At 62.0% G+C, this 23,525-nt stretch carries 27 protein-coding genes; 8 read left to right on the top strand and 19 right to left on the bottom strand.

From position 1 onward, the window contains the following. The first annotated feature begins 221 nt into the window (after positions 1-221). Positions 222-1,565 carry a sodium-dependent transporter gene (locus tag J5J83_RS19955; protein ID WP_212351677.1) on the top strand — a complete coding sequence of 448 codons (1,344 nt, stop codon included), beginning with the start codon at positions 222-224 and terminating at the stop codon, positions 1,563-1,565. Positions 1,566-1,626: 61 nt separating this feature from the next. Here J5J83_RS19955 and J5J83_RS19950 read toward each other — a convergent pair whose 3' ends face one another. The 19 genes from J5J83_RS19950 to J5J83_RS19860 form a co-directional block, all read right to left on the bottom strand. After that, the gene (locus J5J83_RS19950) at positions 1,627-2,085 is read right to left on the bottom strand and encodes an Lrp/AsnC family transcriptional regulator (protein ID WP_212351676.1); all 459 of its coding nucleotides are present in this window, start codon (positions 2,083-2,085) and stop codon (positions 1,627-1,629) included. 84 nt (positions 2,086-2,169) lie between these two features. Further along, a complete protein-coding gene (locus tag J5J83_RS19945; RefSeq protein WP_212351675.1) occupies positions 2,170-2,514 on the bottom strand; it encodes an FKBP-type peptidyl-prolyl cis-trans isomerase in 345 nt (114 codons plus the stop codon). Positions 2,515-2,553: 39 nt separating this feature from the next. Next, on the bottom strand, positions 2,554-3,117 hold the full coding sequence (gene msrA, locus J5J83_RS19940; RefSeq protein WP_212351674.1) for a peptide-methionine (S)-S-oxide reductase MsrA: 564 nt from the start codon (positions 3,115-3,117) through the stop codon (positions 2,554-2,556). A 142-nt stretch (positions 3,118-3,259) separates the two neighbouring features. Further along, positions 3,260-7,174 (bottom strand): translocation/assembly module TamB domain-containing protein, encoded by a 3,915-nt coding sequence (locus J5J83_RS19935; protein WP_349251927.1) that lies wholly within the window; start codon positions 7,172-7,174, stop codon positions 3,260-3,262. Between the two features lie 81 nt (positions 7,175-7,255). Further along, the gene (gene trpC, locus J5J83_RS19930; protein ID WP_212351672.1) at positions 7,256-8,044 is read right to left on the bottom strand and encodes an indole-3-glycerol phosphate synthase TrpC; all 789 of its coding nucleotides are present in this window, start codon (positions 8,042-8,044) and stop codon (positions 7,256-7,258) included. Continuing rightward, a complete protein-coding gene (gene trpD / locus J5J83_RS19925) occupies positions 8,044-9,078 on the bottom strand; it encodes an anthranilate phosphoribosyltransferase (RefSeq protein WP_212351671.1) in 1,035 nt (344 codons plus the stop codon). The genes trpC and trpD overlap by 1 nt, the downstream gene beginning before the upstream one ends. Positions 9,079-9,098: 20 nt before the next feature. Next, positions 9,099-9,686, bottom strand: a complete 588-nt coding sequence (locus tag J5J83_RS19920) for an aminodeoxychorismate/anthranilate synthase component II (protein ID WP_212351670.1) — start codon at positions 9,684-9,686, stop codon at positions 9,099-9,101. A 434-nt stretch (positions 9,687-10,120) separates the two neighbouring features. Next, positions 10,121-10,450, bottom strand: coding sequence for a hypothetical protein (locus tag J5J83_RS19915; RefSeq protein WP_212351669.1), 330 nt, complete (start codon positions 10,448-10,450; stop codon positions 10,121-10,123). Positions 10,451-10,825: 375 nt separating this feature from the next. Continuing rightward, positions 10,826-12,688, bottom strand: a complete 1,863-nt coding sequence (locus tag J5J83_RS19910; protein WP_212351668.1) for a DNA cytosine methyltransferase — start codon at positions 12,686-12,688, stop codon at positions 10,826-10,828. Beyond that, positions 12,685-13,110, bottom strand: coding sequence for a hypothetical protein (locus J5J83_RS19905; protein WP_212351667.1), 426 nt, complete (start codon positions 13,108-13,110; stop codon positions 12,685-12,687). The genes J5J83_RS19910 and J5J83_RS19905 overlap by 4 nt, the downstream gene beginning before the upstream one ends. Further along, positions 13,110-14,231 carry a hypothetical protein gene (locus tag J5J83_RS19900; protein WP_212351666.1) on the bottom strand — a complete coding sequence of 374 codons (1,122 nt, stop codon included), beginning with the start codon at positions 14,229-14,231 and terminating at the stop codon, positions 13,110-13,112. The genes J5J83_RS19905 and J5J83_RS19900 overlap by 1 nt, the downstream gene beginning before the upstream one ends. Beyond that, the gene (locus J5J83_RS19895; RefSeq protein WP_212351665.1) at positions 14,228-14,434 is read right to left on the bottom strand and encodes an AlpA family transcriptional regulator; all 207 of its coding nucleotides are present in this window, start codon (positions 14,432-14,434) and stop codon (positions 14,228-14,230) included. The genes J5J83_RS19900 and J5J83_RS19895 overlap by 4 nt, the downstream gene beginning before the upstream one ends. Then, complete coding sequence (locus tag J5J83_RS19890) at positions 14,431-14,967, bottom strand: hypothetical protein (RefSeq protein ID WP_212351664.1); 537 nt, start codon at positions 14,965-14,967, stop codon at positions 14,431-14,433. Before J5J83_RS19890 ends, J5J83_RS19895 begins: the two co-directional genes overlap by 4 nt. A 150-nt stretch (positions 14,968-15,117) precedes the next feature. Beyond that, positions 15,118-16,314, bottom strand: coding sequence for a RecT family recombinase (locus J5J83_RS23200; protein ID WP_212351663.1), 1,197 nt, complete (start codon positions 16,312-16,314; stop codon positions 15,118-15,120). A gap of 11 nt (positions 16,315-16,325) precedes the next feature. Beyond that, a complete protein-coding gene (locus J5J83_RS19880) occupies positions 16,326-17,357 on the bottom strand; it encodes a YqaJ viral recombinase family protein (protein ID WP_212351662.1) in 1,032 nt (343 codons plus the stop codon). Then, positions 17,354-17,545 carry a hypothetical protein gene (locus J5J83_RS19875; RefSeq protein WP_212351661.1) on the bottom strand — a complete coding sequence of 64 codons (192 nt, stop codon included), beginning with the start codon at positions 17,543-17,545 and terminating at the stop codon, positions 17,354-17,356. Before J5J83_RS19875 ends, J5J83_RS19880 begins: the two co-directional genes overlap by 4 nt. 12 nt (positions 17,546-17,557) lie before the next feature. Beyond that, the gene (locus J5J83_RS19870; RefSeq protein ID WP_212351660.1) at positions 17,558-17,896 is read right to left on the bottom strand and encodes a hypothetical protein; all 339 of its coding nucleotides are present in this window, start codon (positions 17,894-17,896) and stop codon (positions 17,558-17,560) included. Positions 17,897-18,061: 165 nt separating this feature from the next. Beyond that, positions 18,062-18,655 carry a hypothetical protein gene (locus J5J83_RS19865; RefSeq protein WP_212351659.1) on the bottom strand — a complete coding sequence of 198 codons (594 nt, stop codon included), beginning with the start codon at positions 18,653-18,655 and terminating at the stop codon, positions 18,062-18,064. Between the two features lie 116 nt (positions 18,656-18,771). After that, positions 18,772-19,635 carry a LexA family transcriptional regulator gene (locus tag J5J83_RS19860; RefSeq protein WP_249115797.1) on the bottom strand — a complete coding sequence of 288 codons (864 nt, stop codon included), beginning with the start codon at positions 19,633-19,635 and terminating at the stop codon, positions 18,772-18,774. Between J5J83_RS19860 and J5J83_RS19855 the strand changes: the two genes are divergently transcribed. The 7 genes from J5J83_RS19855 to J5J83_RS19830 all read left to right on the top strand — a co-directional run bounded on the left by J5J83_RS19855 (position 19,549) and on the right by J5J83_RS19830 (position 23,522). Next, positions 19,549-19,794: a helix-turn-helix domain-containing protein gene (locus tag J5J83_RS19855; protein ID WP_212351657.1), complete on the top strand. Its 246-nt coding sequence runs from the start codon at positions 19,549-19,551 to the stop codon at positions 19,792-19,794. The genes J5J83_RS19860 and J5J83_RS19855 overlap by 87 nt on opposite strands. Before the next feature lie 60 nt (positions 19,795-19,854). Next, positions 19,855-20,268, top strand: coding sequence for a hypothetical protein (locus tag J5J83_RS19850; RefSeq protein WP_212351656.1), 414 nt, complete (start codon positions 19,855-19,857; stop codon positions 20,266-20,268). Beyond that, complete coding sequence (locus J5J83_RS23195; protein WP_282959137.1) at positions 20,265-20,396, top strand: hypothetical protein; 132 nt, start codon at positions 20,265-20,267, stop codon at positions 20,394-20,396. Before J5J83_RS19850 ends, J5J83_RS23195 begins: the two co-directional genes overlap by 4 nt. Positions 20,397-20,416: 20 nt before the next feature. Then, entirely contained in the window at positions 20,417-21,250 is an 834-nt protein-coding gene (locus J5J83_RS19845) for a DNA adenine methylase (protein WP_212351655.1), read from the top strand. Further along, positions 21,250-22,242 carry a hypothetical protein gene (locus tag J5J83_RS19840; RefSeq protein WP_212351654.1) on the top strand — a complete coding sequence of 331 codons (993 nt, stop codon included), beginning with the start codon at positions 21,250-21,252 and terminating at the stop codon, positions 22,240-22,242. Before J5J83_RS19845 ends, J5J83_RS19840 begins: the two co-directional genes overlap by 1 nt. Continuing rightward, complete coding sequence (locus J5J83_RS19835; protein WP_212351653.1) at positions 22,166-22,765, top strand: hypothetical protein; 600 nt, start codon at positions 22,166-22,168, stop codon at positions 22,763-22,765. The genes J5J83_RS19840 and J5J83_RS19835 overlap by 77 nt, the downstream gene beginning before the upstream one ends. 175 nt (positions 22,766-22,940) lie before the next feature. After that, positions 22,941-23,522 (top strand): RusA family crossover junction endodeoxyribonuclease, encoded by a 582-nt coding sequence (locus J5J83_RS19830; RefSeq protein ID WP_212351652.1) that lies wholly within the window; start codon positions 22,941-22,943, stop codon positions 23,520-23,522. The last annotated feature ends 3 nt before the right edge of the window (positions 23,523-23,525 follow it).

The following is a 23,525-nucleotide window of genomic DNA, read 5'->3' as shown; positions in this document are numbered from 1 at the left end:
ACCCCGTGCCAACCCCACCGGTTTGCGCGGCCTCAACACAGGGCGGTGATGCATCCGGATGACGGATTGCTTCAGCCATGCCCTGAGCACGGTGCCATGAGCACCGTGTCACCAAAACGAGAGGAGACTTTCCGTGATTCACGCCATTCCGGGCACCGTTCGCCCAAGCTTGCTGCTATTGTCACGCCCCTTCTTCAATACCTGTGCGCAGGAGCGATGACATGGCAAAAAACCACTCCCACTCACAGTGGTCGTCCCGGATGGGCTTCGTGCTCGCAGCCACCGGCTCTGCCGTCGGCCTCGGCAACATCTGGAAGTTCCCCTACATGATCGGCCAGAGCGGCGGCGCAGCGTTCGTAATGGTCTATCTCGCCTGCATTGCCATGATCGGCCTCCCCATTCTGGTCTCGGAGTGGATGATCGGACGGCGCGGGCAAAAGAATCCGATCAATACCATGGCCGAGGTCGCCGCCGCCAACGGCCACAGCCGCAAATGGGCGATCGTGGGGGCGACCGGCGTGCTCGGCGCCTTTCTGATCCTGTCTTTCTACAGCGTGATCGGGGGCTGGGCACTGTCCTACATGGTCGACGTTGCCGGCGGCAGCTTCGGCGGCATGGACAAGGATGCCGTCGGTAGCGCATTCACCTCATTCCTCGCCAATCCAGGCAGCCTTCTCGTGTGGCACACCGTCTTCATGTTGCTCACTGCGGGGGTGGTGGCAATGGGGGTTTCCGGCGGACTGGAGCGCGCCTCCAAACTGATGATGCCGGCGCTCGGGATCCTGCTGCTCGTGCTCGTGGCCTACGGCACCACGACGGGTGGCTTCGGCGCGGCAGTGCAGTATCTGTTCAACCCGGACTGGAGCAAGCTCGACGGCAAGGTCGTGCTCGCCGCCCTTGGCCACGCCTTTTTCACCCTGTCGCTCGGCATGGGCATCATGATGGCCTATGGTTCCTACCTTGGTCAGGACGTCAATCTGCTGCGCACCGCGCGCACCGTCGTGCTGATGGACACCGTGATCGCGATCGGCGCTGGTCTGGCCATCTTCCCCATCGTGTTCGCCAATGGTCTCGACCCCGCGGCTGGCCCCGGACTGATCTTCGTCACCCTGCCGCTGGCCTTCGGCAATATCTCGGGGGGGCTGGTGCTGGGCACGATGTTCTTCCTCCTGCTGACCTTCGCCGCCCTGACCTCCTCGATCTCGCTGCTCGAGCCGGTCGTAGAACTCGTGGAAGAGCGCACATCGCTGAGCCGCATCGGCGCCACCGTGCTTGCAGGCCTGGCGACCTGGGCGCTCGGCATCGCGGCGCTACTGTCTTTCAACATCTGGGGCGATGTGCTGATCTTCGGGCTCAACATCTTTGACTTGCTCGACCAACTGACCAGCAAATTCCTGCTGCCGCTGACCGGCCTCGGCGCAATCGTCTTTGCAGCCTGGTTCATTGACCGCGACAGCGTGCGCAAGGAGCTCGGCTTGTCCGCAGGCGCGTTCAGCCTGTGGAACATCGTGGCACGTTTCGTGGCACCGGCGGGCGTGCTGGTGGTGTTCTACAGCAACCTCTGACACCGCTGGCAAGGCGCGCGCTCACGGGCGCAGCCCCCCGGCATTCGACGGCCCTGCCCGCTCAAAGCGGCAGGGCCGTCTCGTTCTTGATCTCGCGCAGCGCCACGCTGGAATGGGTGACGTCGATCTCGGGGATTTTCAACAGAAAGTTGTGCATGAAGGCCGACAGGGCCTCCAGACTCGGCAGATAGAGCTTGAGCAGGCAATCCGTCTCGCCGAGCAGTTCATAGCATTCGACAACTTCATCGCAGCCCTTCACCACCTGCTCGAACCGGTCGAGCACGTCGGCACTGTGCTGCTTCAGTTTGACGCGGACCCAGACACAGGTTCCCAGTCCCAGTTTCTGTCGATCGACAAGCGCGACGTAGGCGCGGATCAATCCCGCCTCTTCCATCTCCTTCACCCGCCGCCAGCATGGCGACGGCGACATGCCGACCTTGTCGGCCAGCGCCTGGGTACTGAGCGTAGAGTCTTTCTGCAATAGCGAGAGGATGCGCAACTGGGTCTGATCGAGTTTCATGCCACCCTCTCTTGCGCCTTGAAGCACGGACACGACCCGCGACCGATCGAAGCCTGAGCATGCACACCAAAGCTCACGCGCACCTCAAAGGAGCTTGAGAAGTTCAACCTCGAACACCAGCGTCGCATTGGGCGGAATCACGCCACCCGCGCCACGCATCCCGTATCCAAGCGCGGGGGGAATCGTCAGCTTGCGCTTGCCGCCCACCTGCATGCCCTGCACGCCTTCATCCCAACCACGAATGACATGGCCTGCACCGAGCGGAAAGTTGAACGGGTCGTTGCGATCCCTGCTTGAGTCGAACTTGCTACCATCGGCCAGCCATCCGGTGTAATGCACCGTGACCATCTGCCCCTTGGCTGCGGCCTCACCACTGCCGATTTCGATGTCTTCGATGATCAGGCCGCTGGCCGTCGTCGTCCGGGTCATGTCGCCTCCACGCAAGGGGGTGGTGTAAAGGCAGCGATTCTAACCGCCCCGACGCCGACGGTTGGCAAACTTCTCGCGAAACTTCGACACCTTGGGGGCCACGACATACTGGCAATAGGGCTGGTCGCTATGATTGGCGTAATACTCGTGATGTTCGACTTCCGCCGGCCAGAAGGGCACTGCACGCTCGACTCGCGTCACGATCGCGTGCGGATAGATCCGCGCCTCGCCGAGTTCCTCGATGAGGGCAAGCGCGGTATGCAACTGCTCATCGTCGCTGACGAAGATCACCGAGCGGTACTGGGTACCGATATCGTTGCCCTGGCGGTTGAGCGTGGTCGGGTCGTGGATGACGAAAAAGATCTCGAGCAGGTCCCGATAGCTGACACGCGCAGGGTCGAATTCTAGTTTGACCACTTCTGCGTGTCCGGTCGTGCCCTCGCACACCTGGCGATAGGTCGGCGCATCGACATGACCGCCGGCATAACCGGACGTCACCGACACCACGCCTTCCACCTCGCGGAATACCGCCTCGAGACACCAGAAGCAGCCACCACCGAGAATGGCGGTTCCAAGTGTCGCAGGCTCCATCGTCTTCGTCATCGTTCTTCCTCATGAAATTCAACTGGCCGTCGCGCATCCCGTGCCCCCTGCTGGCAGTCGAGGCCGGAAAATCCGGGGCTTCCGGTATTGTGACCACAGAGTGACGATTTCATTCGTGGCATACGTCATCTCTTTGCCAGATTCAGCGGAAGGAGAAAGTGTAGTAGATGTCGAGCGCGTTGTCGGTGCCTCCGCGCGCAACGACGGACACGCGTCGCCCCAGTTGGTAGGTCAGCTTTACCAGCGACTCCGCGCCGCCGAGACTCTGCTCGAACGACAGCACCAGATCCGCCGACAGCCGCTTGCCCACACTCAGCACCTGCCCCGCCACCGTGGGCCCACTGCTGATCCGCGAGCCGCTGCCCAGCACCCGGCTCGTCGCCGCGCGCGACGTGCTGTTGAGTTCGCCCTGCCCTATCGAGAATGTGTCCAGTCCAAGGCTGCGCGAGAGCTCCGCCGTCATGCCTCCGCCGCTGTCTCCACCGAGCAGTGCCTGGGCTGCGGGCAGCAGCAGTGCGAGGTCGGCGCCTCCGCCCGCGTCGGGCGCCCGCCCGAGTACGATCCATGACAGCTTTTCCGGATCCGGCACCGCCGGCTCGGAGACCAGTTTCACTTGCGGGCGCCGCGCGCTGCCACTGATGGCCACCCCGGCCTCGACCTCGAGTCCCTTGCGCAGGGCAACGATGTTGAGCCCCGGATTGTCGATCGCGCCCTGGAAGTTGATCAGGCCGCGCTCGATGCTCAGGCGCTGTCCATAGCCCTGATAGCTGCCGCCTACGGTGGAAATGGTGCCCACTGCATACAAGGGTACGCCGGGTGCCATGCGTAACTCGAGCGTTCCCGCCAAGCGGGTATCCACACCCATTGCCGACAGGTATAGCGCATCGCCCAGGTTGACGCCCAGTCGGGCCTTGAGGGCGAAGCGACCCGGTTCGGCGGTCTTGCGCCCCAACACGACAACGTCGTCCGAGAGGCTGGGCGGAGGAGAGTCGCCAATCGCAACGAAGCCCGCATCCGCTCGAAAATCGGCGTCGATGTCGAGCGAGGTCCACGTCGATGCGGCCCGCCCCTTGCCGGACAGGATCAACCATCGATCCTCACGTTGCAACAAGGGCAGGCGATCAGCCGAAAACACGAAGGAGCCTTTTCCCGAGTCGAGCGCGACTTCGCCCGAGGCGACGAACTGCCCCGGCGTCGCAGTCAGCGCGGCGAACGGCACACGGTCATCACGGGGTCTCACCCGGTTGGGCGAAACGAAACGCAAGGCCGATAGACGCAGGCGATCGCGATTGAAATCGGCCACCAGCTCACCGCCACGCAGAATCAACCCCTGATCGATCAACGCGAACTGCAGGTCGCGACCATTGATGCTGCCACTGGCTTCAGGCTGGGCTGGCGTACCGGCAACGGAAAAGGATGCATCGAGGCTGCCGGCCGTCTCCACATTCTCCCGCATCAGTCGCCCCAGCCAGGCAATCGACTGCATCTGCAAGCGTGCCGACCCCAGCAACGGCGCCTGCGGCGCAAGTTGCCAGCCGCCCTGCGCACTGCGCTCCGCCAGTGCGGTCAGCGAGCCGGACAGTTCGCCCAGTTCGGTACCGAGCGCGCCCACCGACAAGGCCAGGCGGTTGTTGCGCGCGACCAGACGCGCTTCGAAACGCTCAAGGCCGAGCCGCGTGCCAATCTCGCCGCTGACCACCAGATCACCCGACTCGCGAAACAGTCGTGCTTCACCCTCTACCGTCTCGGCCAACCGCAGATCCCATTCCGCCCCCAGCATCAAAGACCCGCCCCCGCGTCGCGGGCGCCCTTCGGGGCGTGACTCGAGACCGAATGAAAGGCCGGTCAGTGCACCCTTGAGAACGCTTCCAGTGGCCGACCAGCGCGTCGCTTCGAGGCGGATCCTCCCCTTCTCGCCAGCGACCAGCACCGCCTCATCCAACTCGACCCGGTCGGCGCCAAGTGTCAGCCCTGCAGGTGCCTGCAGGTGCGACACGAAGCGCCCCGTGGACGTGAGACTGAGCAAGCGTCCCTCCCATCGCGGCGCCGCATTGGCAGACGACTTCAGTCCACCGTCGAGCACAGCCTCCAGCGCGTCGGCCTCGGCGCCGGTCAGGCTGAGTTCGATACGATGCTGGTCGCGCCTGCCTTGTGCAGATAGATGAGCCACCGCGATCCAATCGGGATCGGCGCCCACCGCGCCCACGCCAGATACACCTGCGGAGAGACTGAAAGGGCCGTCGACACCGGCTGCCAGCTGTCCTTCGCCGTTGAGCCCGGCGATTCGGACACCCCCAGGTAAGAGCAACTGCTCACCAAAAAAACGGATCGATCCTGCGGGCGCTGCGATTCCGCCACCCAGTTCGCCTTCGGCACCTCCCCGTCCGCCAAGGCCGTGACCGATGGCCGCCAGCGCCGGTGCATCCAGCGAAAAGCGCAGACGATCCCCGGGCCTCCCCCAGTCACCCTCCACGCGCGCACGGTTGCCCGCCAGATCGAGCGCCAGCAGCGCATCTGAAACGGTTTGCCCAAGCACCTTGAAACGTCCGTTTCCGGACAGTGCGCTTCCTTCCAGGGCACTATCGACAAGCTTGAAGCGGACCGACAGGTCCGCGGTTTCGGCCAGCGCACCCTGTGCGTCCACGTCGAGATTGAGACGGGCAGCCGGCGCTGAGGGATGAAACTTGCGCGGATCGAGCTTGCGCAACGCTGCCTTGAGCCTGAAAGGACGCTCGGCTCCGGACGCCGTCGGAGCGTCGACTTCAGCGCTGGCCACCAGACTCGCCGCACCCGCATTGAGCTTTACCGACACCGTCTGGCGCGATTCACTCGCCTTTGCTTCCGCATGTCCCTGAAGTTGCTGCCTCGGCAGGCGTGTATCCAGACGGGCGGTATCGATCCCTGCCAGTTCGAGCAGCAGGGCCAGACGCCCAAGGCCATCCACACGCTGCGTGATGTCCGACGCGTCCGCAGTTGCAGCGCGTGGCGCGGGTGGTGACCACGTCACCTTTCCGCCAATCGTTCCGCCGCCGGGCAGTCTCACGTCCAGCCCTTCGACACCGACGGCCTTTTCGGACCAGGTGAGCGTGCCGCCCAGACTTTCCACCGGCAGTCCGCCCGCATCCACCGTGGCCGGCCGTTCGTTGCGAAGGGAAAAAGGACCACTCAGCGTCAAGCCATCGGTCGCACTGGCGCGCAGGCTTGCATCCAGTCGGAGCCGCGCCTTCGGCGCAGCGGGGAAAAACATGGAAGGCTCGAACTCGCCGAGAGCGAGCTCGAGCGCCTTCAACGGCACGTCGGCAAACGGCGTCGCCTCGACATGTCCCTCACCACGCAAGCCGGCACCACTGGCCCGCAGATTCAGCACGGGCTCGGCAAGCACGCCCGTGGCGTCCATCTCGATACGATAGTCCCGATCGGCTGATGCTATCCTCATGCCCTCGGGCAACTGGTCGGCCTGGATGTCGCCACTGAGCGTCGCCCTTGACTCAAGGGCGAACGGCGCCACTGCGTCGATGCTGCCACTCGCGTTGAGTCTGCCGAACGTCAGGCTGGCGTCGAGTCGCTGCAGGCGATGACGTTGACTGTCGCTATCGAAACCCAGTGCAATGTTCCTGACGGTGAAGGCACCGGTCGTCTCCGCAGACAATGACTCGCTCGCTTCGGCGCGATGTATCGTCAGCGTTTCGATTTCGATCCGGGGCAGGTGCAGCGCAACGGGTAGACGCAGTTGATCCGGCAGACGCGCGGGGGGTGATGGCGCGTCACTTGCGCGGGCATGCACGTCAAGTCTGGCGAGCGTGAGAGACGAGACGGCCACCCGGCCCGAAAGCAGGTCCCACGGCGTCCACTCGAGCGCCAGCGTCTCGAGCCTGAGCGCAAGATCAGGCGTGTGAAGCGCCAGCAGATCGACTTCAAGCGGGCCAATCAAGCGCCCGCGAACCTCGCCCAGCGTCAGATTCCCGGGGGCTGCAGATCTTGCCAGACGAGCCAGGGCTTTCAGTCCGGACTCGGTTGCGATCCCCCAGACCAAGATCGAAACAAACCCGAATAGCACGGTAGCCGCCACAACAAACACGCGCCGCCATCGACGACGGACTTGCGGAAGATCTGCTGCGCTTTCCGGCTCGTTCATGGATCAGGTGAACAGGGCGCGCAACCCCTCGCCGGGATCGGGAACCCGCATGAAGGCCTCGCCGACGAGGAAGGCATTCACGCCCCTGCCCCGCATCAGCGTCACGTCCTCAGGCCTCAGGATGCCCGATTCGGTCACCACGATGCGATCGGCGGGAATGTGCGGCAGCAAGTCCAGTGTGGTCTGCAGGGAAACCTCGAAAGTCCGCAGATTCCGGTTGTTGATTCCGATCAGCGGAGTCTGCAACTGCAGGGCCTGGTCGAGCTCCGTACCATCGTGCACCTCGACCAGCACCGCCATGCCCAGCTCAGCCGCGATGGACTCCATCTCGCGCATCTGTGCGAGGTCGAGGCAGGCAGCAATCAGCAGGATGGCATCCGCGCCCATGGCCCGCGCTTCGAAGACCTGGTAGTCATCGACCAGAAAATCCTTGCGTAACACAGGCAGAGCACACGCTGCCCGCGCCGCCTGGAGATATTCCGGCGCGCCCTGAAAGAAGGGCTTGTCAGTCAGCACCGAAAGACAGGCCGCACCGGCACGCTCGTAGGCACGCGCGATGTCGGCCGGACGAAAATCCTCGCGGATCACGCCCTTGGACGGGCTCGCCTTCTTGATCTCGGCAATCACGGCCGCGGCGCCCGCGCCGATCTTGCCGCGAATGGCCGCGACAAAGTTGCGGCTTGCCGCTTGCGCTTCGGCCTCGGCGCGAATCGCGTGCAAGGGCTTGTGCTCGACCGCAGCGGCGACCTCATCGACCTTGACCGCACAGATCTTGTTCAGGATGTCGCTCATCAGGCTGCTCCGAACCGACGCGTGTATTGCACGAATGCGTCCAGCTTGGCGCGCGCGGCACCACTGGCGATGATTTCACGCGCCAGCACGATACCATCGCCGATCGAAGCGGCAAGGTTGGCCGTATACAAGGCCACGCCTGCATTGAACACCACAATCTCGCACGCCGGGCCCGCTTCGTTCTCGAGCGCGCCAATCAGGGTACGACGGGACTCATCGGCGTCTTCCACACGCAGATTGCGGCTACCCACCATCGTCAGGCCGAAATCCTCCGGATGGATTTCGTACTCGGTGACCTTGTCGTCCTTGAGCTCGGCCACCAGCGTGCCGGACCCCAGGCTGACCTCATCCATGCCGTCAAGGCCATGCACCACCAGCACGTGATTGGCACCCAGGCGCTGCATGACGCGCGCCTGGATGCCGACGAGATCGGGATGAAAGACGCCCATCAGCGTATTGGGCGCCCCTGCCGGATTGGTCAGCGGACCGAGAATGTTGAAGATGGTCCGGACCCCCATCTCACGCCGCACCGGCGCAACGTTCTTCATTGCGCTGTGGTGATTGGGCGCAAACATGAAGCCGATGCCGGTGGCTTCGATGCACTCGGCAACCTGTTCGGCATTCAGCGCCAGATTCACCCCGAGCGCTTCGAGCACATCGGCACTCCCCGACTTCGATGACACGCCGCGATTGCCGTGCTTGGCCACGCGGGCGCCGGCAGCTGCCGCAACGAACATGGTCGCAGTCGAAATATTGAAGGTATGGGTACCGTCGCCGCCCGTGCCCACCACGTCGAGAAAGTGCTCGTGGGGCGGCTTGACCACGACCTTGGTTGCCAGTTCGCGCATCACCGTGGCCGCAGCGGTGATTTCGCCGATGGTTTCCTTCTTGACCCGCAGCCCGGTGAGGATGGCGGCAGTCATCACCGGCGAAATCTCGCCTGCCATGATCTGGCGCATCAGCGACAGCATCTCGTCGAAGAAGATCTCGCGGTGCTCGATCGTGCGCTGCAGTGCCTGTTGGGCGGTAATCATTGGATTCGTCCTCATGTCGGTCAGGCCGCAGCGGGCAAGGTGTCGCCGCGGTCGAGGAAATTCCGCAGCAGGTCATGCCCGCGCTCGGTCAGGATGGATTCGGGGTGGAACTGAACGCCTTCGATATCCAGCGTCTTGTGCCGCACGCCCATGATCTCGCCGTCTTCGGTCCAGGCCGTCACTTCAAGACAGTCGGGTAGGGTCTCGCGTTCAATGGCCAGTGAATGATAACGGGTGCAAATCAGCGGATTGGGCAGCCCCCTGAACACGCCCTTGTCGAGATGATGCACGGGCGAGGTCTTGCCGTGCATCAGGCGCTGGGCGTGCACGATGCGGCCGCCAAAGGCGGCGCCGATGCTCTGGTGCCCGAGGCAGACCCCGAGAATGGGCAGCTTGCCGGCAAACTCGCGGATTGCCGCCACCGAGATGCCGGCCTCGGCGGGCGAGCATGGCCCGGGGGAAATCACCAGTTGCGCAGGTTGCATGGACGCGATCTGTTCAAGCGTGATCTCGTCGTTGCGAAATACTTTCACTTTAGCGCCCAGTTCGCCGAAGTATTGCACCAAGTTGTAGGTGAAACTGTCGTAATTGTCGATCATCAGCAGCATTTTTGGCTAGACCTCCTGTGTTTGCTGAGTCAGCCGATGCAGCCGTCAAAACGGTACCCGCTTTTGTACCCGCTTCTTCACGTGCTGGCTCCCGGCCGCGCCTTGATTGTGGATTATCACACATGGGGCGGAAACAAAAACCGCGGCTCGTGGCCGCGGTCTGTGTGGTGGACGGAATAGACGTCAGTTGACGTCTACAACACGTTAGAGCGCATCATCAATGCGCCCACTCTTTCACCTCTTCCGGTTCCGTCGTCGCATATACAGCCTGCCATTCAACTTCTCCGTTCGGGTTGCAAAGGCAGTTCTTCCCCGCCCCGCAATCGCACTGCCCTGGTCCGTTACCCCACGGAGTGTCCATGTGGTTCTCGCAAATCCAGCCAGTACCCTTACATACCTCGCAAGCCTTGTCAGTCATGGTTCGCTCCTGCGCTCTAACTTTGCGTTCGAGCGGACGCTGCGCCCGCAAGCGGGCTTGCTCCGCTCAACTCCACGTTAGAGCGCACCGCCTCTTCGCGGTGGTAGAAGCGCAGCGCTATCGTTTCGCGGATGAAGGCCACTTTGGCGTCTCCTTCTTCTGTTCCGCCTTCGATCCAGAAATCCTCGAAGGCGCGCAGGTTGCCTTTCCGCACTTCGCCGGCCAGATCGGTCAGCAGCGCAGCAACCGCTTCACAGTCCGCAGCAGTGGCCTCCTTGTGGTCATCGAACGTCATGCGCTCTAACTCGGCGCTCAACGCGGACGCCTCACTCTTCGCTTCGCTCATCGCTCGTCTCCGGTTAGCTCTGCGTTAGATCGCATTTGCTTGATGTCCGACCGGTGCACCCATATCACGCAGCCGGCGTGCGTCGCCGAGCCGTCCGGGTAGTCAGCGCCTTGCAGCTTCAGCCAGTCTCCGCGCATGCCGAGCAGCCAGAACCATGGCCAGTCGCTATCCGGGTCGCACCACTCGATCTGCACAAGCTCGCGTAGCGCCATCAAAACAGCCCCCTCTGCATCGGTTCACGCACAGCACAGGACGCTCTTCGCCGGCACTGCGCAGCCCACTCGAGCAGCACGAACGAGAAGCGACGGGCCCGGCCGGTGAAGTGCTTTGACTGGGCCAGGTATGCGCGGGCGCAGTGAATCAGGGTGGCGCGGTTCATGCTGACCCAGCCTGCGCCACGCTCAGCGCCACCGCCACCGGCCGCACCCAGACAGGTGCGGAAGACAGCGTGAAGGTCTCGCCAGACCACGCCAGCAGCAGCGTGGTGCCCATTACCCCCGCGATCGCCTCGGCAGCATCCGGAGGTACCGCATTGCCGATGCGCTCACGCCACGCGCTGTCTGAGAGGCCATCCAGTTCAAGCTGCTCTTCCGGATCGACCAAGCTCTGCAGCGCCGCGAGCTCGAGCGTGGTGAATGGCCTGTGCCAGGTGCCGTCGATTGAGCGAATCACCGCGACCAGCTTGTCCGCCGGCGCCGGCATGGCAGTTTGCGATTCGGTGCAAGTTGAGCATTCCGTCAAGTTGCGTGGATCAGCGACCGACCACCGACCGTTGTCGTGGCAGGCCGCCGCCGACACGGCACCGGATGTCTCGCCCCAGCCGACGACGCCGTAATGCCCGCCTGTCAGGTAGTGGTCGCCCTGCTCCGGGATGCCGTTCGGCCGCGGATCAGCAACGGCAAATGCACCGTTCGCATTTCCAGCGATGACCGTGCGCGCCGGCTCGTTCCATGCCTCGACCTTGTACTTTCCGTGCAGTAGTGCTGGATCATCAGCGCCTCGTGGATCGGCAACGCACTGGCCGGACCCATGCGCACCGGTGACGGCGCCGGCCGTGCCGCTCCATGGCACGATGCGGAACTCGTTGCAGTGCTTGGCGGGGCCAAGGTGGCGCGGATCCGCAACCGACCCATACCCGCTCCCCGGGGCCAGCTTGCTGGTTACCGTAGCACTCGCCTCGTCCCACCTGCGCACGCCGTAAGCCTGCCCATCGTTCCAGCTGGCGGACTGGTCGAAACGCGGGTCAGCGATCGAGAACGCTCCATTGCTTGGCGTCGAGCGGCCGGCGACGGTGCCCATGGAATCTTCCCAGCAATGCACGCCCAAGTAGCCCTGGTGGTACTCTGGCACGATCAGATAATCCCGCAGGTGCCCGTTCTCCACCGCCAGCTTGTTCAGGCTGCGCCAGTCGCTGCCAGCCTCCACGAACGCCAGCCGCACCCAGGTCTTCCACTGCAGCCGCGGCACGCGGTGCATCGGCCCGCCGGCGGGATCGCCCGGCAGCGGCATGCGATCGAGGACGGTGCCCACGGCCTGCAGGCGCTTCTTGTCCGGCTCGTAGAGGAAGGGTGCCACCTTGGCCATGTGGCGTGCCACCAGCAGAAATCGCTTGCGGCTCTGCGCCAGCGCGCCGATCTCGCCGCAGTCGTGCGTGGTCTCGGCCACCGCGTAACCGTAGGTGCGCAGCAGTTCGCCGATCTGGTCGAGCAGATGCCGGCCGCGGTTGGCGATGCGCGGCACGTTCTCGAAGACGATCAGCTCTGGCGGCTCGTCGGCGAAGGCTTCCAGCATCAGCCACACGCCGCGCACCGTGAGGCGGTTCAGCGCCTGGTATTTTGCCGTTTTGCTCTTGCCTTCTGCCAGCAGTCCGGAAAAGCCCTTGCACGGGGCGGAGAGGAACACGATGTGCGGGTACTCACCGCCGGCCGCGGCACGGATGTCCATCGGCGTGCATTCGCGCCAGCCTGCGGGCGGCTCCATGCCATGGAAGTCCTTGAACTGCGAGCGATCGAACATGTCGAGCACCGTGCCTGGCGTCCCAGTCAGGCGCTCGAAGTCACGGATTGCAGGTGCGTCGACGTCGATCCCGCCAATGCAGCGGAACTTTCCTACCATGCTTCCGACCCGCGGTGAAGCCTTGTTGAAACCCTTCGCGCCACCACCGAGGCCGCAGAACAGGTGGAAGTGGCGGATCTCTCGGACGTCGTCGGGGAATGCGGTGAAGGCGTCGCGCTTCATGCAGCAACCCTCCGTTCCTTCTGCACCGCCCGCACCTTCTTCAGTTCCGTAAAGCAGTCACGGAAGAACGCGCCACTCTGCCTCGACCAGAAGTCCTTGCTGGTATCTGCGAGCAGCTCGAGCGCCCTGAGTTCGTCTGCGTCCGCGACGAAGTTTCCGAACGCGTCGTAGTTGTCCTTGATGTTCAGCAGCGCAATTCCGGTCAGGTCGCACACAGCTATCACCTGCGGATCGTTCTTGTCGGCTGCGGCCAGGTTGAGCAGGTCGTGGCAGTCGGCGAGGTTGTCGAAGTGGTCCGTGTTTGCCAATCCTTCTTTGAACGCCTGAACGCTCATGCGCTCGTGCGTCTCGATGTCGTTCGTAGCCTGGATGACAAGCATCGGCGCAGTACAGGGGCGTGGCTTTCTCTTGGGGCGGGTCATCACGAATCCATCCAAACCGCCCCACGGCGGGCCTCGCCAACCGGAACGAGCGCGAACACGCCGGCCCGCTGCGCACCGCTACGGATTGCGGACATGGCAGCTTCGCGCGCAGCCTCGGGCCGCTTAATCCGGCGAGGCTTGCGCTTGCTGGCGAGCACGACGAAGCCTGTCGCGGCTTGAAGCACATCAACGGCGTCGTCGCCCTCGGTGATCTTGTGCACGGTGTCGCGGAGCGTGATGATCGTCTCAGCAGCGCGCCTAGCCAATTCAATCTCTGAAAGATCGGACGGATCAATGATCGATTCAAGCGGAGCAAGGTGCTCGCGGATGGCGTCGAGCGCACGGCATCTTTCGTCCAGCTCTGACAGCTTGGCCTGATATGCCCCTGCCAGTGCAGCAGTGGCCATCTGCAGATCTTCCCCGCATCCGATCTCAGCGAGCGCAGGCAGTCCGCAGCCGCGCAGCACATGCGCGACGCGTGCCAGGCGCTCTGCAAGCATGCGGTTTGCCTTTGCAAGCAGCACCGGGTCAGCAGGAGGCATGACGTAGTCCTCTGCGGCTAGGTATTGCAGCTCTGGGGCATGCCAGGGTTCTGCATCATCCGAAATTGTAGGTGCAGCTTGCGGCTTCCCTTGATTCGACTCAGCAGCCGGACGGTGATACCGATACACGCCATCCGGACCCTTTGTGCGGCTGATCGTTAAGTTCTTGTAGAGCGTGCTGATGACCGGGTCCAGCGCACCGCTGGCGCACTGGAGTATCGATGCAATCTCGCGTGCCGTGAGCTTCGCATCATCACGAAGCACGTCCCATATCTGAGCGGCGCGCGTTCCTGCCCGGATTCCGTCAGGCCTGGATGGTTGCGAAGACGATTCGCTCGCGGCGGTGGCGTCGATCTGCGCGACCGGAACGGCGAGCCAGTACACCATCCGCTTCTTTCGGTTCTCGCACTCGACAAGTGCGTCGGTGCGCATGGAATTGAGTTCCTTGATGACAGCGGACGGGCGGTCGGACAGGCCAACGGCCTTGGCGATTTGGTCTGCGTCTGCATCTCCAGCTGCATCGAGGTGGGCGGCGATCTTGGTGCGGAGCGGGGTGATGGTGTTTTCGCGGGCGTTCATGCTGCCTCCATGGCGATATCGTTGTCGCGTGCCGAAATTCGCTTGTTGATCCATTCATCAATCTCGACTTCAGGCCATGCGTTTGCACTTCCGAGCTTGACTGGCTTTGGAAATTCATCGGATCGGATGAGGTCGTAGATCGCTGTTTTCTTGAGGCCTACCCGATCGATCACCGCGGGTAGGCGGAGCAGTCTGGTGGTCACGCCGCTTCCTCCTCTTCCATTTCCTTCATCTGCTTGCGCAGGAGATCATCCGCGCTCGGCGGGGTGAGTGTGATCTCCACCTCTTGCTGTATCAGTTCGCACATCCGGCCCAGATCTGCGGCGTCCGGGTGGGCGATGACTCGGAACGAGACGACGACGGTTCCGCCTTCCTGGCATGCGAATCGGAAGCTGTCGACCTCGCAGTCGAGGAGGAATGCGTTCCCCTTTCCGCTCACTCCGATGTGCATCGTCACTTCGTATCCAGCTCCCTCCCAGCCCCATTTGATCGGGCCGAGTTCGGGGAATCGCAGGCCGGACAGGTGCGACGGGTCATCGATCAGTTCACCCTGGGCAGCGTCGGATTCCTTCTTGTACAGGGCGGACTTCAGAGACGGGTGAAACTCGCTCAGGACGTCGTTGCTGACCTTGATCTCGAACTTGAGGTCGCACGCGAGGTGCTTGTCTTCCCCGTGCAGTTCGGCGCGCGGGTTGAGGTTGATCAGTTTTGCGCGTTGGTTCTGGAGGCTGAACATGTAAGGATTCCTTGGTAGTTGGTAGTTGGTAGTTGGTGTTTGGCGGGGCGGCCGGCGCTGATCTCGGCATCTAGGTCATTTGCTGCTTTCGTTTCGCGCCTACTTCGCGGTTATGAGCGCATCAGCCTGCGCATTCGCCCCATTGATCTGTCAGTCGGCGCCGAGCTGCTTCTTGCGCTTCGCGTAGATGGCGCCGAGCTGCTCGCGCTGCTTCTCGTCGGACACTTCCTTGATGAGGTCGGCCGCCAGGTAAAGCGCATCGAGACTGGTGGCGTTGTTCAGTGCCGCGGTCACTTCCTTGAGCGTGACGCCAGTCTCGCCCTGCTCCACGCTGCGGAGGTCGTCGTCCTGCTCGTCAAACGGGAGTTCGCCGGCGGTGGAATCCAGAATCTCGCCGGTCTGCGGGTCTGCGTGTGTCTGCTGCTCGGCCTGAGCCTTGAGCGCTGCGACGCGGCGGCCGTATGCAGCGACGGCCTTGTCCTTGTCCGGTCCATCCGGCATCTGGGCGCCCATGGCCTTCGCTGCGGCCATCGTGGCGCCGTCGTGGGCGGCCTCGATCGCGCTCAGCACGTCGGCCAGGACCGGGCCGGTCGCATTGTTCTTTCCGGCGCCGAGCTTGTCCTTCAGGGCCGAGGTCTTCGAGTTGCTGGCCGGCCGGGTGTCCAAAACCTCGGCGGCGCCCATGTCGAGCTCTGCGGGCTCCATCAGCTCGTCGGGCGTATAGACGCCCAGGATCACGCCCGGTGCGTAGAGCCTTGCCCAGCGCTTCTGCGCGAGGTAGGCCAGCTGCTGGCGCGGGTCATCAGCCCACAGCGTGCTATTCCTGGTGCGGGCCTGGGCAAGCAGCAGGATCAATTCGCGAGGCTCGTCCTCGCCGCGCAGCGTGGCCCATACCTTGATGCCGATACCTTCTTCGTCGGCCAGTTTCCAGCCCGGAACGCGGTATTCGCCCTTGTCGCTGCGCTTGATCTCGAACTTGCCGATGACCTTTTCCCACGGACCAAACCACTCGAAGTGGAAGTTGTCCTTCACCGCGCCGGAGTTGTTGACGGCGGCGGCAACAAGCTGAGCCTCATAGCCGATCTTGCCGCTGATGAAGTGGGTTTTCTGGGCCACGCTGAACGGGTTCATTTTCCAGTTCATCGCCTGCATGGTGATGGCCAGGCAGTCACCCACGTTGCGCAGCTCCGCCGGAATTGTGGCCTTGCCGGTGGCCATGATCTCGGCGAAGCGGATCATTCGCTCCATCGCCGCGCTATCGTTCAGCATGGAAACCGGTGACATCATGTGTTCATCCTGCGCGGTCATCGCTGATCCGGAAGCTGGAAGGGTTGCGACATTGCTCATGGTGTGAATCCTCACTTCAGTAAAAAGGTGCGTCCGGGTTCGCCGCGGGTGGTGAAAGTGCGCTTGGCGTCTTCGATGAACAGCGCGTGTTCTCCGGGAAGGCCGCCCGGGCACAGGTGACCGACGAAGGCGTCCAGATCGAATCCGGTGCGGCCCTTGCGGTTGTTCCACGTCGCGAGCTTGGTGGGCTTCTTGTCGAACTCGGTGCCGGGCAGGATCAGTTCGCCGGCGGCGCCCATGAAGGCCTTGATGTCGCGGGAGGCTTCGGCGATCTTGTCCTCGATCTCCTTCTCTTCCTGCTTCAGGCCCTTGAGCAGATCGACGAGATCGACGATCTCAGGCGTGGCGACGACGGGATCGCGCTTGGTGGCCTGCGGGAACAGCAGTGCGACGTCCTCCTCGCTCTGCGGATCTGGTGCCACGCGCGCAACGACGTGCGCCTGCCACCACTCGGAAGCTCGGCGCAGGAGCTCTTCCTCGAGCTCGCGATCGCGCGACAGGTGGTAGATGGCCAGCGGCGCAGCGCCGGAGCCGATCAGCGCGGCCAGATCCCACCGGCTGCAGTTGGTCAGCGACATGTAGGTTGCGCACTGGATCATGTAGGAGGTTGGTACCTCGTCGGTACCGGCCTCTCCCCATTCACCCGAGGTTCGAAACACGAACGGATCAACGGTCTTCGCCTCGAGGCCGCGGTCGGTTCTTATCAGCCCCTTGTGTGCGGCAACCTTTTGACCGGGCGGGATCACCAGGCGGTCGACGTGGCCGAGAACGCACGGATAGTCCGGGTGGCGCAACATCGGGTTGTAGCGCTGAACACGCATACCGGTGGCCTGTTCGTATTCCTTGGCGACGAACTCTTCGTTGTGCTGTCCGAATCGCAGGCGCATGGAGGACTCATCCGCCGGAAGGTCACCGATTTTCTCAAGGTACACCTCGACCGGAGAGCGGAAAGAGTTGTATCCGAGGATGGCGCTGATGTCTGATGCGCCCAGACCACTCTGCCGATCTGCGAGGAATTGCTCGCGCTTGGTAGGGGCGTTCATCTGCGCGTCTCCGACGCAACAGAAACCGGACCACACTCGACGCCGTGAGCCACGATGCTGTCTGCAATGGCCATGGCTGCCTCAGCGTCAGCCTCGGCGATCAGCCGCTCCGTATAGTTGTCGTGCCACTGGAGCAGCACAAAACCGGCGATCCACACCGTTACCCCGATCCATACCTGCTTGTTCATTGCATCGATCTCCTATTCCCCAATGCGCTCGAAGTCTTCTCGAGCAGTGTCGAGAGCCCAGCGCTTCAGGACGCGCTGAATTGCAGCGTCAGTGACCTGGAAGAGCTTCATGGCGTCGCGCTCGACGTAGGCCAGCGTGATGGCGGCGTAGTCCTTGGTCTCGAGACAGGACTGCGCCTCACTCACCCAGTCGGATGACGCGAGGTACTTGTCGAAAAGCGCATCGGCCGCCGCCTGGATGGCGTCTTCTGCAAACGTGGGGTCGGGCTGGCGCGGGTCCATCGGGTGGAAAACAGGACCCCACGTTTCGGGGTCTCCGGGGCCTGCCATGTTTATGTCGCCGAGTCTCATCGCATTCCGTCCTTTGTCGGTTGGGATGGATGAATGTTAGCGCTGCGCTAACAGATGCGTCAATAGCGCTGCGCTAAATTTTTTCAGAAAGGACGATGCTGATAGCGATAGACGTAAAAAAGCCCGCTCGGGGCGGGCTTAGGATGAGGTATAAAAAACAGGCGTTCAGGGCGTTCTTGATTTTCGTCTGGAAGCTAGAACCGCATCAATTACCGCGGGGTTAAGCTTGTCTTTCAGCGATTCCGACATGGAATCCGACATGTCGAAGTCTTCGAAGACACTACGACACTTACCAGACACTGCAAGAGCTACCGTCGCTGCGTCAGAAAATCCGTCATCGATAGTTTTCGCAGTGCTACGAGCGCAGTCTACGTAAGCTATAGCCGCTCCACTTGCAATTTTTCGCTTTCGATCAAACTCCATCTTTGAACGTGCCTGAATGATTGCCCATTCTGCATCGCGTTCAGCTCGCTCCTTGGCTACACGTTGCTGCTGAACCTGATCATCGTCAGAGGCGTTTTCCCTGTATCGATCGACCACACGCATCGACGCCTCTTCTCCGATTCTCTCGTAGATTTTATGAAACTCACCGATCCTCTGCTCTGAGGGTATCGCATTAGCGTACCTGCTTGCCGCAATCTCGCGTTCAAGATCGCAACCGTATGAACTTAAAAGAAGTCTTGCAGTAACTGCCGCGTCTGATATACCGTCGTCGACATATCTAACGCGCTTCAAGAGGCAGTTTTCGTACCTGACCATAGCCTCGTCAGACTGTGTCGACTGCGCACTTTGCGAGAAGCTCGGAGGCGAAAAAGTCGCCGTTAAAATGACGCTGAAAGAAAAGGCTATGCTTGATAAACCGTAAGTCCGATTTTTCACAAACCACCCCCTCTCCACACCACGCGACCGACGATGCGCAGATCGGAATCAGATACTGGGAAATCTCCATAGCGGGCCTTGTCCGGGTTGTCGCTGCGCACGATCCAGCTGCCTGAAAAGTCCCGCACCAGACGCTTTACGACGAGCTCGTCGTCACGCTCCAGCGCAAACACCTTCCCGTCGACGGGGAGCACCTGAGAATGATCGACAAGAAGCACTTCATCGCTCTGAATTGTAGGGGACATGCTCTCCCCGCACGCTGCGATAACTGACAGATCCTGAGGCCGTAACCCCATCCTAGCCAACCAGTCGCGCTTGAACGCCAGCCCCCCTCTGACTTCAACGTGACCATTGTGGTGAGCTGCGCCGCATGCACCCTTTGCTGTGTACTGTGCAATCAAAGCGTACTCGTCGTCGGATGGAGAGTTCAGCGTCTCATGCGCTTCGGCGAGCAAAGTCCCATGCTGTTGATCCATCCACCCACGAGGCTTGTGGAAAATAGTCTCTATCCGTCTAGCGGTAGCGTCCTGCATTGATCTCGGCTTTCCAGTCTTTGAGTCAGGAGATGCATTCTTCCACTGACTCACCTGGGAGCCGCTGACGCCAAGCAGGGATGCAAATTTCCCCACCCCGCCAGCAAGGTCGATAAGGATTCCGAGATTTTCCCGGCGTACTTCGTCGTTTGTCATTCCTCTATTAAATAGCGTCGCGCTAAACATGTCGCCAAGCGCAGCGCTTGCAACGTTAGTTAGCGATGCGCTAACATCTCTCTCATGAAACTTCATGACTATCTCTCCAAGTCTGGAACACCTCAGGCAAAACTCGCCAAGGCCATAGGTGTGCCACCAGTTCTTGTTCATCAGTGGGCTCACGGTAAGCGGCCCGTACCAGCTGAACGGTGCCCAGCCATCGAGAAGGAGACCGGCGGGGAAGTCCGCTGTGAAGATCTCCGGCCCGACGTTGATTGGGCATACCTGCGCGGGACATCCAGGTCATCACCAGCCGGGGCAACTGCGTGATGCTGCTTTGCGCTCCTTTTTTTTGTACCTCGGACCGTTCGTCAACGCGGATCAAATGAAATGACGGCTCATGAACTACAGGGCGAACTGGCCCTATCACGCACCGCATCACGCGTTGCTGTTCCGGCGGAGATGATCCAGGCGAAGAAGAGCGCCGGCGCCGCATTTTCACTGGCTTGCGACGCATCCGGACTGGATGACAAGGAGATCTACATCCCGCTCGGTCTAGATCCGGCCACGTTCTCGCGCATCAAGAGCGGCAAGAACACGCTTTCCGGTGACTCCATCGGCGACTTCTGCCGGGTCGTCGGAAATACGGTTTATCCGCAGTGGATTGCCTATCAAGTCGGATGCGGGCTGGTGGTGCTCAAGACTGAAGCGGAGCGGCGGGCCGAGGCGGCAGAGATCAGAGCAGCAGAGGCAGAGAAAAAGCTTGCCTGGGCGCTCGACGTAATCAAGGGGGTAAAGGCATGAGCACAGAAAATCGTCTTCCAGATGGAGAGCCGCCGCACCTGGTGGAGTTTCTTGCGCTTGGCGTGGTCGTGTTCGGGGTTCCTGTGGCCGTTGGCGCGGCGCTGATCTATTTGCTGGTGGGGGCGTAATGACAATATTGGGCCCCGCAGTGCGCTACCACGGCGGAAAATACCGCCTCGCGCCATGGGTGATCTCGCATTTCCCCGAGCACCGGTTCTACACAGAGGCATTCGGAGGCGCGGCCGGAGTGTTGCTGCAGAAGCCCCGATCCTATGCCGAGGTCTACAACGACCTGGACGGCGACATGACGAACTTCTTTCGCGTGCTGCGTGACCCTGCCTCGAGGCAGGCGTTGATCGAACAGTGCGTGCTGACGCCATACAGCCGGGATGAGTTCGAGCAGGCATGGGATCCGAGCACCGAACCGGTTGAACGTGCTCGCCGGCTCTGCGTCCGCGCGCAGATGGGCTTCGGGTCTGCCGGCGCGACGAAGGGCACGACTGGTTTCAGGATCGACTGCTTTCGCGAGTACGGCACCGCACAGCACCTGTGGGCGCGCTTCCCTGACAACCTGCGCGCCGTTGGAGAGCGCCTTACCGGCGTGCTGATCGAAAACAGGACTGCAATCGAGGTGCTGCGAGCGCACGACGCCCCTGAAACGCTGCACTACATCGACCCGCCATACCTGTTTGAGACACGAGTGCTCGAGCACGGTAAAAACGGCTACTACCGCCACGAAATGACCGATGCAGATCACCTCGAGCTGCTCAAGGCAGTGGTTTCCCTGCGGGGGATGGTGGTGATCTCTGGCTACCCGAACGAAATGTATGACCAGGCGCTCGATGGTTGGCATCGGGTTAGTACGGTGGCACGTATCTCGGCCGGACGTGGGACATCGATCCGAACAGAGGTTCTGTGGATCTCGCCGGCTGCGAAGGCTGGCGGAAAGGACGATTTGCTGTCCGGGTTGGAGGCAGCGTAATGGCCAGGATCAGAAGCATAAAACCGGAGTTTTGGACGGCCGAGCAGGTGATGGAACTATCCAGGGATGCCAGGCTGCTGTTTGTCGGCCTGTGGAACTTCTGCGACGACGCCGGGATTCACCCCGCCAAGGAGAAAACGCTCAAGGCAGAGGTGTTTCCTTCGGACGACTTGATCGCTGCAGACATTCGACGATTGATCGACGAATGCATCTCACAGGGGCTTGTTCTTGAGTACGAAATCGACGGTGAGCGCTACTGGCAAGTGACCGGATGGCACCACCAGAAGATAGACCAACCCACGTTCAAGTACCCGACTCCAGACGGGACCATCCCTGCCGGTGCAGCAAAGCGTCGTTCGGAAAAGTCAAAAGAATCAATGACGGCTCGTAAAAATTCGACGAACACTCGTCGAACGTTCGACGAACACTCGACGAACACTAGCCGAACGTTCGACGAGTGTTCACCCCCGGAGTCGAGTCGAGTCGAGTCGAGTCGACAGGAGAGGAGTAAACCACCCACCAGTAGCGTAGTAGCTAACCATGGAGAGGGGTTGCGCGAGGAAGCACCGCCTGCTGCGCTGCCGGCACCCGATGCCACGCGAAAGGGCCTTGTCTGCCGATTGCTCCGACAAGCCGGTGTGTCGGACGCAGCCCCGCACCATCTGACCGACGCGAACTGGTCGCAGATCCTCGAAAAGCGATCCGACGAGGAGATCGTCGAGTTCGCTCGATCCAAGCTCGAGAGCCGTTCCGGACAGCGTACCGGGCTGAAGTATCTCGCCCCAGGCCTCCTCGAAGACCCGCAGCCGATCAGCGGCCCGCCAGGCGCCAGAGGATCCCCCCGAATGAGCGCACGAGACGCCGGCCGACTGGCTGCGGCGCGGTCAATTTTCGGATCAGAAATCGAGGCGAACCATGGAAGCAACGGAAGCACCATCATCGACGTTACGCCAGCCGCTTCACAGGCGCTGGGTGCAAAAAATCTTCGCTGAGCTGCAGGGCAGCTATGGCTCTCGGTTCCTCGACATGTGGCGCAGCGGGCAGGCGCTGCCAGACGGGACTGATGCCGGAATCGAGAACGCGATGCGGCAGTGGGGAGAGAAGCTTTCGGGGTTCGAAGACCAGCCTGAGCGCATTCGGCGCGTGCTCGACGCGCTACCGCTGCACCCGCCGACGCTGCCCGAGTTCGTCGCCCTGTGCCGGCAGCAGCAGGCAGAGCAACGCACGGCTTTGCCCCCGCCGCGAGTCCCGAGAGAGGTCGCCAAAGCGCGTGCCGAGCAGCTCGCTCGGACAGCGAAGAGGATCGCGGCTCAGCCAACCGACGGGCTTGCGTGGGCCAGGAAGCAGCCGACTCGGATGGCGGTCGCCGGCTCTGCCTGGGAGCGAAACATCGTTGAACTTGCCGAGGAAGGAAACTGCGCATTCGTCGAGATCCTGGCCGGACACATCGCGGACGGAACGATCAGTTCTCCGCGGGCAGCTGAAGCCGTCAGGCGGCATCGATCGGCAGCATGACATGCAGACCTTGCGCAGAACGTGGGCACCGATACGACTTTTCCTCGAGCTGCTGTCGGGTGAGGTATCTGCTCGTCGAGCCGAGGAAAGAAGTTCGAAACGCGTGGGTCGCGCGCTGGACGACGCAATACGGACCCGCGGCGGTCGAGGAAACAAAACGGGAGGTAAAGGCGAAATGGAACGATCGGAAGCGTTGAGAAATGCGTTTGCAGGAGACAGGACCAACATTCACGCCGATATCGAACGCATCGGAATACCTGAGGAAGGGTTTGAAGAAAAAACGGCTCAGAAAGCGTTTAAATCGATTTCGCTTGTCCTTCCCTATCCGATCAGCGCGAACAGGTACTGGCGCACCTACATGCCGAAGGGCTTCAAGGCGCCGGTGACGGTGGTGAGCACCGAGGCAAAGGCCTACAAGCAGGAGGTCGCCTGGCTCGCGAAGGCGGCCGGCGTGCGAAAGCCATTCGAAGGGCGCGTGGACGTCGAGATCATGCTGTTCCCGAAACGTCCGAAGGACTGGGAAAAGCGCGCCAGGCGTGACCCTATGGGGTGGGATGACACCGTTCAATGCATTGACCTCGACAATGCGAACAAGGTGATTTTCGATGCCCTCAAGGGGGTGGCGTTCGAGAACGACGACTGGGTTCACCGGATCACCAGCGAGCGCATGGAGCCGGATGGGAACGGGCGCGTGGAAGTGAAGATCAGGCCTTATGTTCGCGCTACGGCGCAGCACGGCTTGTTCGACGGGGAATGATCG

The organism is Azoarcus sp. L1K30, assembly GCF_018122735.1.
Taxonomy (GTDB): Bacteria; Pseudomonadota; Gammaproteobacteria; order Burkholderiales; family Rhodocyclaceae; genus Parazoarcus.
The sequence above is the reverse complement of the archived record's forward strand: the minus strand, read 5'-3'. Positions and strand labels throughout refer to the sequence as shown.